General features: G+C 48.0%; 19 protein-coding genes. 14 read left to right on the top strand and 5 right to left on the bottom strand.

What is annotated here, in order from left to right:
• Positions 1-6: 6 nt before the first annotated feature.
• On the top strand, positions 7-1,521 hold the full coding sequence (locus OGX66_RS16380; protein ID WP_286511809.1) for a tripartite tricarboxylate transporter permease: 1,515 nt from the start codon (positions 7-9) through the stop codon (positions 1,519-1,521).
• Positions 1,522-1,577: 56 nt separating this feature from the next.
• On the opposite strand, the gene OGX66_RS16375 is transcribed toward OGX66_RS16380, so the two are convergent.
• Positions 1,578-2,948: a sensor domain-containing diguanylate cyclase gene (locus OGX66_RS16375; protein WP_088903395.1), complete on the bottom strand. Its 1,371-nt coding sequence runs from the start codon at positions 2,946-2,948 to the stop codon at positions 1,578-1,580.
• 749 nt (positions 2,949-3,697) lie between these two features.
• Here OGX66_RS16375 and OGX66_RS16370 point away from each other — a divergent pair.
• Together OGX66_RS16370 and OGX66_RS16365 are read left to right on the top strand one after the other, a co-directional pair.
• Positions 3,698-3,994 carry a PapB/FocB family fimbrial expression transcriptional regulator gene (locus OGX66_RS16370; protein ID WP_071891781.1) on the top strand — a complete coding sequence of 99 codons (297 nt, stop codon included), beginning with the start codon at positions 3,698-3,700 and terminating at the stop codon, positions 3,992-3,994.
• Between the two features lie 19 nt (positions 3,995-4,013).
• Positions 4,014-4,589: a hypothetical protein gene (locus tag OGX66_RS16365; RefSeq protein WP_071891779.1), complete on the top strand. Its 576-nt coding sequence runs from the start codon at positions 4,014-4,016 to the stop codon at positions 4,587-4,589.
• A gap of 124 nt (positions 4,590-4,713) precedes the next feature.
• Here the strand turns inward: OGX66_RS16365 and OGX66_RS16360 are convergent, their stop codons facing one another.
• Positions 4,714-5,388: a hypothetical protein gene (locus OGX66_RS16360; RefSeq protein ID WP_143759629.1), complete on the bottom strand. Its 675-nt coding sequence runs from the start codon at positions 5,386-5,388 to the stop codon at positions 4,714-4,716.
• 654 nt (positions 5,389-6,042) lie between these two features.
• Between OGX66_RS16360 and OGX66_RS16355 the strand changes: the two genes are divergently transcribed.
• From OGX66_RS16355 to csiR, 7 genes are all read left to right on the top strand, one after another.
• Entirely contained in the window at positions 6,043-6,387 is a 345-nt protein-coding gene (locus OGX66_RS16355) for a PapB/FocB family fimbrial expression transcriptional regulator (protein ID WP_044713312.1), read from the top strand.
• Positions 6,388-6,693: 306 nt separating this feature from the next.
• The gene (gene glaH / locus OGX66_RS16350; protein ID WP_003839704.1) at positions 6,694-7,671 is read left to right on the top strand and encodes a glutarate dioxygenase GlaH; all 978 of its coding nucleotides are present in this window, start codon (positions 6,694-6,696) and stop codon (positions 7,669-7,671) included.
• A gap of 19 nt (positions 7,672-7,690) precedes the next feature.
• The gene (lhgD, locus tag OGX66_RS16345) at positions 7,691-8,959 is read left to right on the top strand and encodes an L-2-hydroxyglutarate dehydrogenase (protein WP_088903133.1); all 1,269 of its coding nucleotides are present in this window, start codon (positions 7,691-7,693) and stop codon (positions 8,957-8,959) included.
• 23 nt (positions 8,960-8,982) lie between these two features.
• The gene (gabD, locus tag OGX66_RS16340) at positions 8,983-10,431 is read left to right on the top strand and encodes an NADP-dependent succinate-semialdehyde dehydrogenase (RefSeq protein WP_088903132.1); all 1,449 of its coding nucleotides are present in this window, start codon (positions 8,983-8,985) and stop codon (positions 10,429-10,431) included.
• 25 nt (positions 10,432-10,456) lie between these two features.
• Positions 10,457-11,740, top strand: a complete 1,284-nt coding sequence (gene gabT, locus OGX66_RS16335; RefSeq protein ID WP_088903131.1) for a 4-aminobutyrate--2-oxoglutarate transaminase — start codon at positions 10,457-10,459, stop codon at positions 11,738-11,740.
• 142 nt (positions 11,741-11,882) lie between these two features.
• A complete protein-coding gene (gene gabP / locus OGX66_RS16330; RefSeq protein WP_003839698.1) occupies positions 11,883-13,283 on the top strand; it encodes a GABA permease in 1,401 nt (466 codons plus the stop codon).
• Between the two features lie 45 nt (positions 13,284-13,328).
• Complete coding sequence (gene csiR / locus OGX66_RS16325; protein WP_057102424.1) at positions 13,329-14,015, top strand: DNA-binding transcriptional regulator CsiR; 687 nt, start codon at positions 13,329-13,331, stop codon at positions 14,013-14,015.
• A gap of 12 nt (positions 14,016-14,027) precedes the next feature.
• On the opposite strand, the gene lysM is transcribed toward csiR, so the two are convergent.
• A complete protein-coding gene (lysM, locus tag OGX66_RS16320; RefSeq protein ID WP_003037241.1) occupies positions 14,028-14,477 on the bottom strand; it encodes a peptidoglycan-binding protein LysM in 450 nt (149 codons plus the stop codon).
• A 94-nt stretch (positions 14,478-14,571) separates the two neighbouring features.
• Positions 14,572-14,730 carry a YqaE/Pmp3 family membrane protein gene (locus OGX66_RS16315; RefSeq protein WP_003037242.1) on the bottom strand — a complete coding sequence of 53 codons (159 nt, stop codon included), beginning with the start codon at positions 14,728-14,730 and terminating at the stop codon, positions 14,572-14,574.
• 184 nt (positions 14,731-14,914) lie between these two features.
• Between OGX66_RS16315 and OGX66_RS16310 the strand changes: the two genes are divergently transcribed.
• The 3 genes from OGX66_RS16310 to OGX66_RS16300 all read left to right on the top strand — a co-directional run bounded on the left by OGX66_RS16310 (position 14,915) and on the right by OGX66_RS16300 (position 16,021).
• Positions 14,915-15,214 carry an ArsR/SmtB family transcription factor gene (locus OGX66_RS16310; RefSeq protein ID WP_003037247.1) on the top strand — a complete coding sequence of 100 codons (300 nt, stop codon included), beginning with the start codon at positions 14,915-14,917 and terminating at the stop codon, positions 15,212-15,214.
• Between the two features lie 9 nt (positions 15,215-15,223).
• On the top strand, positions 15,224-15,751 hold the full coding sequence (locus OGX66_RS16305; protein WP_049002295.1) for a rhodanese family protein: 528 nt from the start codon (positions 15,224-15,226) through the stop codon (positions 15,749-15,751).
• A gap of 90 nt (positions 15,752-15,841) precedes the next feature.
• Complete coding sequence (locus tag OGX66_RS16300; protein WP_088903130.1) at positions 15,842-16,021, top strand: GDFGVC terminal motif YodC-like protein; 180 nt, start codon at positions 15,842-15,844, stop codon at positions 16,019-16,021.
• A 36-nt stretch (positions 16,022-16,057) separates the two neighbouring features.
• On the opposite strand, the gene stpA is transcribed toward OGX66_RS16300, so the two are convergent.
• A complete protein-coding gene (stpA, locus tag OGX66_RS16295) occupies positions 16,058-16,459 on the bottom strand; it encodes a DNA-binding protein StpA (RefSeq protein ID WP_003839690.1) in 402 nt (133 codons plus the stop codon).
• A gap of 556 nt (positions 16,460-17,015) precedes the next feature.
• Between stpA and alaE the strand changes: the two genes are divergently transcribed.
• On the top strand, positions 17,016-17,465 hold the full coding sequence (gene alaE, locus OGX66_RS16290; RefSeq protein WP_003037259.1) for an L-alanine exporter AlaE: 450 nt from the start codon (positions 17,016-17,018) through the stop codon (positions 17,463-17,465).
• The last annotated feature ends 8 nt before the right edge of the window (positions 17,466-17,473 follow it).

Below are 17,473 nucleotides of genomic sequence, written 5' to 3'. Positions count from 1 at the left end.
GAAACGATGGATACCTGGATTTATCTTTCTCAGGGTTTCGCGGTGGCAATGACGCCGGAAAACCTGGTCATCGCCTTGATAAGCTGTTTTGTAGGCACCATTGTGGGTTTGCTGCCTGGCCTTGGGCCAATCAACGGCGTGGCGATCCTGCTGCCGCTGGCCTTTGCTTTGCATCTGCCCGCAGAATCCGCGCTGATCCTGCTGGCTACGGTTTACATTGGCTGTGAATATGGCGGGCGCATCTCCTCCATCCTGCTGAATGTTCCCGGCGATGCGGCGGCGATTATGACCGCGCTGGATGGTTACCCGATGGCGCAGCAAGGACGCGGCGGCGTGGCGCTCTCTATCTCGGCGGTCAGCTCTTTCTTTGGTTCGCTTATCGCCATTGGCGGCATCATTCTGTTCGCCCCAGCGTTAGCCCAATGGTCGCTGGCCTTCGGTCCGGCAGAATACTTTGCCTTAATGGTTTTCGCCATTGCCTGTCTCGGCAGCATGATGGCGCAAAATCCGCTGAAATCATTTCTGGCAGCGCTTATCGGTCTCGGACTTGCGACCGTCGGCGTAGACGCCAACACCGGGGTTTATCGCTTTACTTTTGACAGTGTCCATCTCTCCGACGGTGTGCAGTTTATCGTAGTGGTGATTGGGCTGTTCTCTGTCTCTGAAATACTGTTAATGCTGGAACATACCAGCAGTGGCCAGACGCTGGTGCGTAAAACGGGCCGCATGTTGTTCAACGCCAAAGAAGGCGCACAGTGCGTAGGGGCCACCCTGCGTTCATCAGTGATTGGCTTTTTCGTCGGCGTTCTGCCTGGCGCTGGCGCCACCATTGCCAGTGCCATCACCTACATGACCGAGAAAAAGCTCAGCGGCAACAGCGACAGCTTTGGCAAGGGGGATATTCGTGGCGTAGCAGCACCAGAAGCCGCCAACAACGCCTCGGCCTGCGGCTCTTTCATCCCAATGCTGACGCTCGGCGTGCCGGGCTCCGGTACCACGGCGGTGATGATGGGCGCGCTGACGCTGTACAACATCACCCCGGGGCCGGCGATGTTCACTGAACAGCCGGATATCGTCTGGGGGCTGATTGCAGCGCTGCTGATCGCTAACGTAATGCTGCTGGTGATGAACATTCCACTGATCGGTCTGTTTACCCGCATGCTGACCATTCCGCTGTGGTTTTTGGTACCCGCTATTGCGGCAGTCTCCGCGGTAGGTGTGTACGCTGTCCACAGCACTACCTTCGATTTGGTGTTGATGGTCGCCCTCGGCGTGCTGGGCTACATTTTGCGTAAAATGCACTTCCCAATGTCGCCATTGATTCTGGGCTTCGTTCTCGGGGAAATGCTGGAGCAGAACCTGCGCCGGGCGTTGTCTATCAGTAACGGGAGTATGGATATTCTGTGGGCCAGCGGCGTGGCGAAAGTGCTGCTGGTGATGGCGGTACTGGTTATCGTGGTCCCGCCGGTGCTGCGCATGATCCGTAAACGCAACAGTAAACCGCAGGTAGATGCAGGTTAGTCAATATTGCCGGCCAACTACGCGATGGCGTTGTTGGCCGGCTAACATACTGCTGGTTATGGCTGTACGCACGGACACGTTAGCTCGTGGGGACCGCAGTAATACATCACTTTATTTCTGCCTGCATTTTTTGCGGCGTAAAGTGCAGCATCAGCATAGGAAACGACTTTATCACCCGATTCATCTTTCGGAGAACTAAAATAAACCCCGATGCTTATTGTCATCTGTTCTTTAATACCAAATACATTTGGCGGTAACGTGAGTTTTTCTACATTTTGTCGAATCCGCTCAGCCACCACCATAGCCTCCTGTTTATCATTGCATTTCAATAAAATACCAAACTCCTCTCCCCCCACCCGAGCAAATACATCGGAGTCACGAATCGATTTATTAATGATATAAACGATGGAGACGATCACCTTATCTCCCTCCTGATGTCCATAAGTGTCGTTAATCCTCTTAAATTTATCAATATCAAGCATCAACACACAAACATTTCCACGTAGCATGGCAGAGTTAAGTGTTTTATAGAACAGCTTACGATTATAAATTTTGGTTAGTGCATCTCTCATAGAGGATTCCGTTTCTCTTTTTAGTAGCAGGAAAGTATTAAACATTAAAATTGAGATTACGCATAATGCGCTTATTATTTCAAGTCCGCGACTGACGTACCAGATATACATACTGTACTCATCAAGAGTGATAAGTAATAAATTGGTTAATATCGCCGAGCAGCACATCAGAGCGATACTGACCCACAACGCATTGTTCAATCGGGTTTTCAACGTAAGGTAGACTAAAGCTATGGCCCAACCTGCAATTAACGAATAAATGTATCTTAATTCCCAATGCAACGTCACCAGATCGTCTTTTAAACAGGTGATATCTATCACGACATCGGGATTATAACTTGATAAATTATGAGCAAGAATACCTATTGCGACCACAACGATGACCGTTATCATCTCCAGTATCGGCTTCTTTTGTTGATCCTCAATGACAATCGTATCGTTTCTATACGCTTTAATGCCGATACACAGCGTAATGATAAAACTCAATTGCCGAAAGTAGTAAAAGATAGCAATGTCATTGCTTCTCTGTTCGATTGAAACACTATCATTAATCAGCGCCTGCACAATATAGATCGTTTCAATAAAATAGATATCACAGCTAATAAATGCTATACCCAGAATAAAGATATAGGATAACTCTTTTCGACATAGATATTGAAACAGCATAAACAAAAACATTATTGTATAGAGAAACAACAGTCCCACAATGACGATTAAGTATGTTGTTTGCGGGACGTTTTTTACACTTATTTTAAATTGCGAAAGACATAACCCCACGCCCAAATACAAGACGATCAATATAACATAAAAACCAATAATCCACCCATTACTAAATCTATACGTTTTTTTGTTCATACTTATCCAGGTGATGAATATTTCTGGCATTTTTATATTATTTATCTTTCCTTTGCAAATAAAGTTTATTAGTCATAATACAACTGTATGTTTTCTAAGAAAATTAAATTACTCATCAGCCAGATGTATAAAATTTATTATTGACATAAAATTCACTATTTTGTGTCGATATTGTTACCACACACAAAAAAATTATAATTTTCATAATAGCAAGTAATCCTCCTAAAAAAATTAACGTAGGTGCCTTAGAGATTTTTAAAAAGTTATACTCGTATGGCTTACACATCCAGTTACCAGAAGTACTTATGCTTTCATCACACAAAAGAGTTAATTTGCACCAGTCGGTTGTCTGGCAATGCATTGCACATTTCTTATGTTAGATCGATGCACATTTTAGTCCACATGGTAATTATTAGATCTTTATTCAAATTATATTATTTTTAATAAATTTAACATTTAATAAACATCAATTTTCTATTATATTGATTAAACCTTTATCATTATTTAATAAATACCAGGAGCATTATCGCCAAATTCATCAAAACACATAATGTTATAATTAACAAAAAAACATCTTCACAATTGATTTTATTGGATTTTTTGTAACTCCTGAATTAAATCAACCCGCAAAAATGCCAAATATAAAACTGTGAGCTATTTACTAAATCAATGTTAAAGCTATTATTAAAGAAGAGTTCATCAATGAACCATTCAAGCCAATAGTTATCATTTTGCGCCATGAGGAAGAAATGAACATTAAGGATGGCTTTGCAGAACATTACTCTTCTATTCCAGCGCCAGGGACCCTAACACCAGGAATGGTAGATAAAACCCATTTCCATTTGCTTATTGATATATCCAGTATATATAGTGAAAAGATTATATACGCACTCGAACTTCATTTAGTTAATGGATTAAAACGAAATGAAGCTTGTCTTATCAGCGGCATCTCACAGAGTTGTCTGTCAATTAAACTCAGGCAATTGCAACGCATTAGTCGCTCCGTCGTACAGATGTACCCTTGGTATTGTGCAAATATTAATTAACTTACCTAATTCATATAAAATGAGTAATAATATTAAGATCGTGTGCGTATCGGCTAATAGCTATCTGAAGTTAGCCATCCAGAACCTGGTGGATTTCACATGGATAAATGAATCAGACCTTTCGCCTGCGTTTTGCTATCCATCAGCAAGCATCGGCATCATGTTGCTAGTAACCACGGGTAGTACCCTTAAACAACGTATCAAAATGCTCGATATGACGCGTAAGATTTCCAACAACTACGGCTGGAAAGGCATTGTGTTATATGATCAAAAAAATGCGAATGAAAGACGTTTTGTCGATATGACCGGACTGAGGGCCTATGACATCAGAACGCCGATTGCGGATTTAAAAGATTCCATTGAAAGAAGTACTTATCTTCGCTCCCGTCATCCTCACTGTGCTAACGGCATATTGGGGCTTACAAAATATCAATGGGAAGCATTATGGCTCTCATTTATAGGTGTTGAGATAAAAGAGATTGCAGAAAAGACTGGACGTACACCACCAACATTGTATGCGCACAGGAAAGCAGGTCTAAACTATTTAAAATTGAATCATCTTCATGAATTCAAAAATGTCATAGCTAGCTTTTAATGTAGACACTTGAGAAAATCATTCTACTCCATTTTAAGTTCCTCTCCTCTATACGTTAATGAATATTTTAACGCCCCTTATCGATGCAAATCATCAGGGGCGTAATTACGTTAAGTGGAGCAGTTTACTTAATATTAAACTGACAATTTATACATTTATTTTCTTCTTGACGGTTATGGTAGCTTAACATCACCAATAACAAAGAAAAAATAAGTCCTACAAGCGCTGACAATAAAAGAACCATAGTAGTATTGTATCGAGCCACCACTACCGGCTCTGATATAATAACAATATCGCCCTTATCCAAATAACGTTTCGTTGCCACTGTGATTAGATAGGCACGCGATAGGGTCTCTGTTGATTTATTATCAGCGTGCCGCGCATTTAACTCCTGCAATACGTTGTCGACATCATCTGCATACCATGCATTGAGTGCGGCGTTAAGAGAGAGCAGTGAGTTCTCAATTTCATTTGCTTCATTCCTGGAAACCAAGGCTTTCAGATTCAGGGTATTACTTTTTTTATTTTCATTGACACTAAAGCGACTATCAACTCTGGACACCAATAATGTTTTGAATATTTCATTACGGCATTCAACATCATCGTTGCATGAAGTGTAAAAAAATGGTGAGTAAACTTTCGGTGTAATATCAAGTGTTAACGTCACCTTATCGTTATTGATGTAACAAAACACGCCACCTATTACAATACAGAAAAACACGATAAATGATATTAGTAGATATTTATTAAAGGCATACTTTATAAAATCTAATAAATCAATTTCTTCATTAGAGCTCATTTTTTCACCCAACATTTACAAAGTGACAATCCAGGAAAGCAAGCATGCGATAAAAACTGTGCTTACAGCCAGAGCACTAATGAATATCTTTGCTGATAAAGTATACTTCATTTAATCATCCATCTATCCCAGCCATATTTAACTTTGTATTATGATAGTAAAATAAGACCAAGTGTAAACATGGAAAAAAAGTGGCTATTTTTTTTGTTATTCAGCCTAACAAATATACAGTAAATTGTTAATAAAACAGTTAAAAAATTGTGATATAAAAATGCACGTATCGTTATTACAAATAAAAGTTATATAAATTTAATAAAATATATCGCTAAACAAAGAATAATCCATAACTCAAGTTAAAATGTAACAATATGTTTCATCAACCAAAGGAAAATAATCACCACCGCAAAATTTCATAAAAACACTTGAAAACCTACTCTATACATCGCCGTCCAGGATCGATAAACGCTTAATCATTCGCTCATGCTTCACAATAATGAACTCGTTATATATATCATTTTTTATATAAATTTATATAAAATTAGATTATTGATTTTTACGGATTTTAGATTAAATTAGAGTTATTACAAATTATTAAATTTTATATTTTTCTATGGCAAAAAATGAACTTTTGAAACCAAAGCCATGGATCCTTTTATGTCACAGCGCCATCCTTCTCAGTCACACTGCCGTCCACGTAGCTATCGTTCTTTGTCAAATGGAAGCCTCAGCGAAGAACATTTCAATGTTTTAATTAAAATCGCTCGCATCAACAGCAGGAATAATATTGCAGCACTAAAAGATTTCCTGGTCGTCGGGAAGAAACGCAAAGATGCCTGCAACGCGAATAAAACTTCATTAAGTTACTTCTCAGTTAAACTGCGTCAGTTACAGAGTATTAGCGACGATATTATTACCATCTACCCTTTCTACGCCGAGTATTCACAGTCGTATTCGGTCTCTGCCAATAGCGCAACTGAGCAATCAAAGCAGTCGCCATAAATCTGAAGAAGAAAAAGACTAATTGGCCACGTGGAACACGTGGCACCACTCAAAAAATTCATTAATATCCAAAAAGTTAGATAGACAAAAACTCTGCTGGTATGACGCCTGATAGCTCGCCTTCCCGCCTCACCCCGTGATATCCACACCGTTTACAATGTTAAATAATTGTTGCCTTTGATCACAAATAACAAACAAAGAAGCTCATTCTGTGCGCGCTTTTCAAAAATGTAGATATTTTTAATTTATGGCTACGAAACGAGCTGCGCCATATCTCCCTGACAATCTACTGAGAGGAACGATTTGATGAACGCACTGACTGCCGTAAAACCGAACGCTGAAGATCCAGCCCAGCACTACAGCGGTTTCACGCTGAAACCATCAGCCCAGTCCCCACGCCTGCTGGAGCTGACTTTTTCCGCTGAAACCACTGAGCAATTTCTGCAGGCCGTCGCGCAGTGGCCGGTGCAGGCGCTGGAATACAAATCCTTCTTGCGCTTCAAAGTGGGCAAGATCCTCGACGACCTGTGCGGCAATCAGTTGCAGCCTCTGCTGCTGAAAACGTTGCTCGATCGTGCCGAAGGCGCACTGCTGATCAATGCCGTTGGCGTGGATGATGTGGCGCAGGCAGAAGAGATGGTCAAGCTGGCGACGGCGGTAGCGCATCTAATCGGACGCTCGAATTTTGATGCGATGAGCGGTCAATATTACGCACGTTTTGTGGTGAAAAACGTCGATAATTCAGACAGCTATCTGCGCCAGCCTCACCGAGTGATGGAATTGCACAACGACGGAACCTATCTCGAAGAAATCACCGATTACGTGCTGATGATGAAGATTGACGAGCAGAACATGACCGGCGGTAACTCGCTGCTGCTGCACCTCGACGACTGGGAACATCTGGATCAGTACTTTACCCATCCGCTAGCGCGTCGCCCTATGCGCTTTGCCGCGCCGCCAAGCAAAAACGTGAGCCAGGAAGTGTTCCATCCGGTATTTGACGTTGACCAGCAGGGTCGTCCGGTGATGCGCTACATCGACCAGTTCGTCCAGCCAAAAGACTATGAAGAAGGCGTCTGGCTGAGTGACCTGTCCGACGCGCTGGAAACCAGCAAAAGTATTATTTCCGTACCGGTTTCAGTGGGTAAATTCCTGCTGATCAACAACCTGTTCTGGCTACACGGTCGCGATCGTTTCACCTCGCATCCTGACCTGCGCCGCGAACTGATGCGCCAGCGTGGTTATTTCGCTTACGCGACAAACCACTACCAGACCCATCAGTAAGCGCGAAGGAAAAAAGCGGATGTATGATTTTGTGATTATTGGCGGCGGCATTATCGGCATGTCGACCGCCATGCAGCTGATTGATGTCTATCCGGACGCCAGAATCGCGCTGTTGGAAAAAGAGTTCGGCCCGGCCTGTCACCAGACGGGCCACAACAGCGGCGTCATTCATGCCGGGGTCTATTACACTCCCGGCAGCCTGAAGGCGCAGTTTTGCCTGGCCGGAAATCGCGCCACAAAAGCCTTTTGCGACCAAAACGGCATCCGCTACGACGTCTGCGGAAAAATGCTGGTTGCCACCTCCCCTCTGGAAATGGAGCGCATGCGCGCGCTATGGGATCGCACCGCCGCTAACGGTTTGGAGCGCGAATGGCTGAATGCGCAGGAGCTTCGCGAGCGTGAACCGAATATCACCGGTCTGGGCGGCATTTTTGTTCCGTCGAGCGGGATCGTCAGCTACCGTGAAGTCACCGCCGCGATGGCGAATATTTTCCAGGCCAAAGGCGGTGAGATTATTTACAACGCCGAGGTCAGCGCGCTGAAAGAGCACGCTACGGGCGTGATTGTCCATACCCGTCAGGGCCAGAAATATGAAGGCGCGACGCTGATTAGTTGTTCTGGCCTGATGGCGGACCGACTGGTGAAAATGCTCGGCGTTGAACCTGGCTTTATCATCTGCCCGTTCCGTGGCGAATATTTCCGCCTGGCGCCAGAACATAATCAGATAGTTAACCATCTGATCTACCCCATCCCCGACCCGGCTATGCCGTTTCTCGGTGTTCATTTGACCCGGATGATTGACGGCAGCGTCACGGTCGGCCCAAACGCGGTGCTGGCATTTAAACGTGAAGGCTACCGTAAGCGTGACTTCTCGCTCAGCGATACGCTGGAGATCCTCGGCTCTTCTGGTATTCGCCGCGTGCTGCAAAACAACCTGCGCTCAGGGCTTGGCGAAATGAAGAATTCGCTGTGCAAAAGCGGTTATCTGCGTCTGGTACAAAAGTACTGTCCGAGCCTGACGCTTAAGGATCTGCAACCATGGCCTGCGGGCGTGCGGGCACAGGCGGTATCACCTGATGGCAAGCTTATCGACGATTTTCTGTTTGTCACCACGCCACGCTCAATTCACACCTGTAACGCGCCTTCTCCGGCGGCAACATCGGCAATCCCTATCGGTGCACATATTGTCAGCAAAGTTCATGCGCTGCTGGAGAACCAGAGTAATCCCGGACGCACGCTGCGTGCGGCACGTAGCGTGGAGACATTACACGCCGCATTTACCCGTTAAACCGATTAAGACAGGAAGCAATCATGCAACTTAACGATCCAACCTTATTTCGCCAGCAGGCATTGATCGACGGCAACTGGCGTGACGCCAACAGCGGCGAGACCATCGCGGTGACCAATCCCGCCAACGGTCAGAAATTGGGTAGCGTACCTAAAATGGGGGCAGATGAAACCCGCGAAGCGATTAACGCCGCAAACCGCGCTCTGCCGGCCTGGCGTGCGCTGACTGCCAAAGAGCGGGCCAACATTCTGCGCCACTGGTTCAACCTGATGATTGAGCATCAGGACGATCTCGCCCGCCTGATGACCCTGGAACAGGGTAAACCGCTGGCGGAGGCCAAAGGCGAAATCACCTATGCCGCCTCATTTATTGAGTGGTTTGCCGAAGAGGGTAAACGCATCTATGGCGATACGATCCCTGGCCATCAGGCCGATAAGCGTCTGATCGTCATCAAGCAGCCGATCGGCGTTACCGCCGCGATTACGCCGTGGAACTTTCCCTCAGCGATGATCACCCGTAAAGCCGGTCCCGCGCTGGCGGCAGGCTGTACGATGGTGCTTAAACCCGCCAGCCAGACCCCCTACTCCGCACTGGCACTGGCAGAACTGGCTAATCGCGCCGGGATCCCGGCTGGCGTTTTCAGCGTGGTGACCGGTTCTGCGAGCGCGGTCGGTAACGAACTGACCGGCAACCCGCTGGTGCGCAAACTGTCATTTACCGGCTCAACCGAAATTGGCCGTCAGTTAATGCAGCAGTGCGCCAAAGACATCAAAAAGGTATCGCTGGAACTGGGCGGCAATGCGCCGTTTATCGTCTTTGACGATGCCGATCTCGATAAAGCTGTGGAAGGCGCGCTGGCCTCGAAATTCCGTAACGCCGGGCAAACCTGCGTCTGCGCCAACCGCCTGTACGTGCAGGACGGTGTGTATGAGCGTTTTGCCGAAAAACTTCAGCAGGCTGTGAGCAAACTGCATCTCGGCGATGGTCTGCAACCAGAGGTCACCACCGGACCGCTGATCGACGATAAAGCGGTTGCCAAAGTGCAGGAGCACATCGCCGATGCTCTGGATAAAGGCGCGCGCATTATCGCGGGCGGTAAACCTCATGCGCTCGGCGGTAACTTCTTCCAGCCCACCATTCTGGTAGATGTGCCTGACAACGCGAAGGTCGCCAAAGAAGAGACGTTCGGACCGCTGGCTCCGCTGTTTCGTTTTAAAGACGAAGCCGACGTCATCGCTCAGGCCAACGACACCGAGTTTGGTCTGGCCGCCTATTTCTACGCCCGTGATTTAAGCCGCGTCTTCCGCGTTGGCGAAGCGCTGGAATACGGCATTGTCGGCATTAACACCGGCATTATCTCCAACGAAGTCGCCCCGTTTGGGGGAATCAAAGCCTCCGGTCTTGGCCGTGAAGGATCAAAATACGGCATCGAAGACTACTTAGAAATCAAATATATGTGCATCGGCCTTTAATAAAATAAATACTGGAGAACACCTGATGAGCACCAACAAAGAACTTATGCAACGTCGCAGCGACGCCGTTCCCCGTGGCGTAGGCCAGATCCACCCTATTTTTGCCGAGCGTGCAGAAAACTGTCGGGTTTGGGACGTTGAAGGCCGTGAATTCCTTGACTTTGCTGGCGGTATTGCAGTGTTGAACACCGGTCACCTGCACCCGCAGATCGTCTCTGCGGTAGAAGCGCAGTTGAAAAAGCTGTCCCATACCTGTTTCCAGGTACTGGCCTATGAGCCATACCTGGAGCTGTGCGAAATCATGAATAAGAAAGTGCCGGGTGATTTCGCCAAGAAAACCCTGCTGGTGACCACCGGTTCTGAAGCGGTAGAAAATGCGGTGAAAATCGCCCGCGCCGCCACCAAACGCACCGGCACAATCGCCTTCAGCGGTGCTTACCACGGCCGTACCCACTACACCTTGTCACTGACTGGGAAAGTGAACCCATACTCTGCCGGAATGGGGCTGATGCCGGGCCACGTGTATCGCGCGCTTTATCCTTGCCCGCTGCACGGCATCAGTGACGACGATGCTATCGCCAGCATTCACCGCATTTTCAAAAACGATGCCGCGCCAGAAGACGTCGCCGCCATCGTAATTGAACCCGTCCAGGGCGAAGGTGGTTTTTACGCCGCTTCCCCTGCTTTTATGCAACGTCTGCGCGCTATTTGTGACGAACACGGGATCATGCTGATTGCTGATGAAGTACAGAGCGGTGCGGGCCGCACCGGTACGCTGTTTGCCATGGAGCAGATGGGCGTTGCGCCCGATCTCACCACCTTCGCCAAATCCATCGCCGGAGGCTTCCCGCTGGCAGGCGTGACCGGACGCGCCGACGTCATGGACGCTATTCCACCGGGCGGTCTGGGCGGTACCTATGCCGGTAACCCAATTGCCTGTGCCGCTGCGCTGGCGGTACTAAACATTTTCGAGCAGGAAAATCTGCTGCAAAAAGCCAACGAGCTGGGGCAAACCCTGCGTGAAGGCCTGTTGGCTATCGCGGAAACCCACCGCGAGATTGGCGACGTACGCGGGCTGGGCGCGATGATTGCTATCGAACTGTTCGAAGACGGCGATCGCACGAAGCCCGATGCCAAACTGACAGCTGAAATCGTCGCTCGTGCCCGCGATAAAGGGCTAATCCTGCTCTCCTGCGGACCTTACTACAACGTGCTGCGCATTCTTGTCCCGCTGACTATTGAAGATGCGCAAATCCGCCAGGGGCTGGACATTATCGCCCAGTGTTTTGCCGAGGCAAAGCAGGGTTAAACCCGTATCAAAACGGGGAGTTTTAAGCCGGATAAGGCGGAGCCGCCATCCGGCAAACAGGGTCAATAACAATAATACGCGTGCCCCGGCGCGGGAATGCCGGGGTGCTCTCCCAAGTGAAATACTTTCGAGAGGTTTAAAGATGGGGCAAGTGTCACAATCACATGATTTAGGGGGCGGGCTGAAATCACGCCACGTCACCATGCTGTCTATTGCCGGGGTAATCGGCGCAAGTCTGTTTGTCGGTTCAAGCGTGGCGATTGCAGAAGCCGGTCCCGCAGTATTATTAGCCTATCTGTTCGCCGGATTGCTGGTGGTGATGATTATGCGCATGTTGGCCGAAATGGCCGTCGCCACACCGGATACCGGTTCTTTTTCCACTTACGCCGATAAGGCCATTGGCCCGTGGGCGGGTTACACCATCGGCTGGTTGTACTGGTGGTTCTGGGTGTTGGTTATCCCGCTGGAGGCGAATATCGCCGCCATCATTCTTCACTCCTGGGTGCCTGGCATTCCTATCTGGCTGTTTTCTCTGGTTATCACGCTGGCATTAACCGGCAGTAATTTACTGAGCGTCAAAAATTACGGTGAGTTCGAGTTCTGGCTGGCGCTGTGCAAAGTGATTGCCATTCTGGCGTTTATAACCCTCGGCGCAGCGGCGATTAGCGGTTTCTACCCTTATGCCGATGTCAGCGGGGTTTCGCGCCTGTGGGATCAGGGCGGCTTTATGCCCAACGGTTTTGGCGCCGTGATCAGCGCAATGTTAATCACTATGTTCTCCTTTATGGGCGCAGAGATAGTTACCATCGCCGCCGCCGAATCCGATACCCCGGATAAACATATCGTTCGCGCCACCAACTCGGTTATCTGGCGTATCTCCATCTTCTATCTGTGCTCTATTTTTGTGGTGGTGGCGCTGATCCCGTGGAACATGCCGGGACTGAAAGAAGTCGGTTCTTACCGCTCGGTACTGGAGCTACTGCATATCCCGCACGCGAAACTGATCATGGATTGCGTCATTTTGCTGTCGGTGACTAGCTGTCTCAACTCCGCGCTGTATACGTCCTCGCGTATGCTCTACTCCCTGAGCCGCCGTGGCGATGCCCCCGCTTTTATGGGGAAAACGAACCGCAGTAAAACGCCTTATGTGGCGGTGTTGCTGTCTACCGGTGCCGCATTCCTCACCGTCATCGTCAACTATTACGCCCCAGCCAAGGTGTTTAAATTCCTGATCGACAGTTCCGGTGCCATCGCACTGCTGGTCTATCTGGTCATTGCCGTTTCTCAACTGCGGATGCGCAAAATCCTGCTGGCGCGAGGCGGCGAAATTAAACTGAAAATGTGGCTCTATCCGTGGCTTACCTGGCTGGTCATCGCGTTTATTATCTTTGTGCTGGTGGTCATGCTGTTTCGCCCGGCACAACAGCTGGAAGTTATCTCTACCGGGTTGTTAGCCATAGGAATTATTTGCACCGTGCCCATTATGTCACGCTGGAAAAAACTGCTATCTTGGCAAAAAGCACCATTGCAAAATACGCATTAAACCTGTTCCCGGCGCAGGCCGGGAAATCCTTTCAGGAGTATGACTATGACCGCCATTCCCCAACCGACGGCCATTGATGGATACCGCTGGCTGAAGAACGACATCATCCGCGGTGTGTATCAGCCTGATGAAAAACTGCGTATGAGCCTGCTGACCTCACGCTATGAGCTTGGCGTGGGACCGCTACGCGAAGCGCTTTCGCAGTTAGTTGCCGAGCGGCTGGTGACGGTGGTAAATCAGAAAGGGTATCGGGTTGCCCCGATGTCAGAGCAGGAGTTGCTCGATATTTTCGATGCCCGCGCCAATATGGAAGCCATGCTGGTCGCGCTGGCCATTGAACGCGGCGACGACGCCTGGGAAGCTGAAATTCTGGCGCGCGCGCATATGCTTAGTAAGCTTGAAGCCATTGATGCCAGCGAACAGATGCTCGACGAGTGGGATCAGCGCCATCAGGCGTTTCACTCGGCGATTGTCGCTGGCTGTGGTTCACAATATCTGCTGCAAATGCGCGAACGACTGTTCGATTTGGCGGCGCGCTACCGGTTTATCTGGCTGCGAAAAACGGTGCTGTCGGTGGAGATGCTGGAAGACAAACACGATCAGCACCAAACGTTGACCAAAGCAATTCTGGCACGCGACGCCGCGCGCGCCAGCGAATTAATGCGCCAGCACCTACTGACGCCGATTCCGATTATTCAACAGGCGATGTCCGGTAAATTGCTGACGGAATAAGCCTGAATAATGTTACTGCTCCGGAATACGTAAAACCTGCCCAGGATAGATTTTATCCGGACTTTTCAGCATTGGTTTATTCGCTTCAAATATCTGGTTATACAGGTTGGCATTACCGTAAACCTGTTTAGCAATAGCGCTCAGGGTATCCCCTGATTTCACGGTATAAAACTGGCTTTCGCTGGCGGGCGCAGAGGTTTTAACCTGATCATCTACGCTGGCAATACCGGAGATATTACCAATCGCGATCAGAATTTTTTCTTTCGCCTCCTGACTTAATCCATCACCAGAAACAGTGGCTTTGCCTTCGTTAATTTGCACGTCCACTTTATCCGCATCAGGGATGCCAGTTTTGTTCAGGTGTTCCTGCACTTTTTTTGCCAGATCGGCTGTGTCATGGTTTCCAGTGACCGCATCCCACAGTTTTTCACCCGCATCTTTTACAAAATTGAAGAGTCCCATATCCACCTCGGTAATTAACAATTAACACCCAAAAGTGTAGCAGAGGAGAAAGGGGCCAAAGAAAACGGCGCCAAAGCGCCGTAGTTGAAAGGAATTAATTACGCGTCTGTATCCAGAAGGCATGGATCAAACCAGGGATGTAGCCCAGCAGCGTCAGAACGATATTGAGGATAAATGCCCAGCCGAACCCCTTCCCCAGCAGCACGCCAAGCGGGGGCAGAATAATAGTAAAAACGATTCTCCAGAAACCCATACACACTCCCTACAAGCAAAAAATTAATCATTGTTTAAAAAGAGATTTTATCTCTAAGAGTAGCCATTCTACCCAACTCCGCCAGCATTCCGCGGCTGTTTTACCCTCCTTTACGCTCTTTACGCTGGCGTACGTTGGTTGTTTATTTTAGAATATGCTTAATTTAGATTATGCTTAAATACATATGACTGAACTTGAACAACTCCAGGCCAGCGCTGAACAAGCTGCCGCCCTGCTAAAAGCGATGAGTAACCCGAAACGGTTGCTGATTTTGTGCATGCTCTGCGGTTCACCCGGTACCAGCGCAGGCGAGTTAGCCCGTGTTACCGGCCTTAGCCCTTCCGCCACTTCCCAGCATCTGGCGCGTATGCGTGAAGAAGGTCTGATAGAAAGCCAGCGCGATGCCCAGCGCATCCTCTACTCCATTAAAAATGCGGCCGTGAATTCGCTGATCGCCACATTAAAAACACTGTATTGCCCATAAGGAGCCATCATGACTATTGGGACGATTTCCCCGCGCGAGGCGCAGACACTGGTCGCGCAAGGTGCAAAACTGATTGATATCCGCGACGCTGACGAGTATCTGCACGAGCATATTCCTGAGGCTCATCTGGCGCCGTTGCCCGCGCTTGAGCAGGGATCGCTGCCTGCGAATTTACGCGCTGAGCAGGTGATTTTTCACTGCCAGTCAGGCAAACGTACACAAAATGCGGCAACAAAATTGAGCGCCATTGCTGCGCCCGCGCAGGTCTGGCTGCTGGAAGGTGGAATTGACGGCTGGAAAGCCGCAGGGTTGCCGGTGACGAAAGACAGTTCACAACCGTTACCGCTGATGCGTCAGGTGCAGATAGCCGCAGGTAGCATTGCCTTACTCGGTGTTATTCTGGGTTACACCGTCAGCAGTGCTTTCTTCCTGCTGAGCGGTTTTGTCGGGGCCGGGCTGATTCTCGCTGGCGTGACCGGCTTTTGCGGCATGGCGCGTCTGCTGGACAAAATGCCCTGGAACCGACGTACTCATTAAGCGGTAATCATTGAAACAGCACTGTACCCGCCGGTTGACGTGATCTATGGTGAGTTCTGCGATAAATGATAAATAAAGGAGCGCAACAATATGTTTAAACCTGGCGATCTGGTTCAACCGCGTATGGGCGGTCCAAAACTGAAGGTTGTTGAAGTCAATGACGATCAAATTGTGGCGGTACAAGCCAATAATGAAAACGGTGATAAATTCACGCTGAAAGCAGCTGATGTCACGCGATATACCGAAGAGGGTGATTTCGGCGTTTGCTGAAAATAAGCGGTGAGGATCTCCTCACCGCCTTCGTAATTAGATCAGAAAGTCATCAAGAGATTTACCGGTAGCCAGCGCCTGGGCAATTGGCTTCGGTGTGCGACCTTGCCCGGTCCATGTTTTCGTTTCACCATTGAGATCGATAAAACGATATTTCGCCGGGCGCGGTTGGCGTTTTTTAACTGAACGTGTCGTAGCAGGTGTTATGCTCAGCAGCTCCTCCGGGCTGATCCCGTCTGCCTGCATCTGCGCCAGCAAGGCATTAATTTTTGCCTGCTGTTCTGCGCGTTGGCGCTGTAGCTGTTCTTCTTCATCGCGCCGTTCTTTGGTCACTACCCTGAATTTTTCAAGCATATCTTCCAGTACATCGACGGAAAATTCACGAGCCATTGCACGCAGCGAGCGGATATTATTTAAGTTTTTTAACATTGAACTCATATTAACAAAACCTCTTTAACGTAAAACATAAAATGGTATTACGCTAAATATTGTATGCAACTGATTATTATATTTCCAGTCTAATTTATTCGCAGGTCATTAAACAAATAGCCAACTCTGATATTTATAGCATCCATTCTGCTATCGCTCAGACAATATATTCTATGACCCTGATTGCAGCTTTGAATATACCTGCAAGGTATCTCAGTACGTCACTTAAGAAACAGGCCACGGCATCGCGTGGAACCAACGAGTATACATATTGCACATCAGTCAACATTCAGAAAAGGAGCGCAAAAAATCCAGAAAAACAAGCAAAAATAACTCTTTGATCTAAAAGAATTTTAATTAACACAGCAACGAAAACACCAAAACGAACAAAAAACAAACCATTACAGAGCACTTTATCGACAAAAAGACAATAAATAAAAATTTTAAGCTAGTTGCTAGTTATTATCCAGGCAGATATCCTATTAAAACGCGAAAGCAGCAAGACAAATCACTAGCAGTTAAGGTATGCAAAACCTTTTTCCCCCTTTTTACAAGGAGCATTAACATGTTCTCTCCGCAGTCACGCTTGCGTCATGCAGTAGCAGACACGTTCGCGATGGTTGTTTATTGTTCTGTCGTGAACATGTTGATCGAAATATTCCTTTCTGGAATGAGCTTCGAACAGTCGCTGTATTCCAGATTAGTCGCTATCCCTGTCAACATACTGATCGCGTGGCCATACGGCATGTACCGTGATTTGTTCATGCGCGCGGCGCGTAAAGCCACGCAGGCAGGATGGGCAAAAAATCTGGCGGATGTGCTGGCTTATGTCACCTTCCAGTCGCCGGTGTATGTGATTATTCTGCTGACGGTTGGCGCAGACTGGCACCAGATTACGGCTGCAGTAAGTTCGAACATCGTGGTATCAATGCTGATGGGCGCTGTCTATGGCTACTTTCTTGATTATTGCCGCCGCTTGTTTAAGGTCAGCAGCTATCATCAGGCTAAAGCCTGACACGCTTC

This window comes from Citrobacter sp. Cf072, from assembly GCF_030334485.1.
In the GTDB taxonomy this organism is placed as follows: domain Bacteria; phylum Pseudomonadota; class Gammaproteobacteria; order Enterobacterales; family Enterobacteriaceae; genus Citrobacter; species Citrobacter freundii.
The sequence above is the reverse complement of the archived record's forward strand: the minus strand, read 5'-3'. Positions and strand labels throughout refer to the sequence as shown.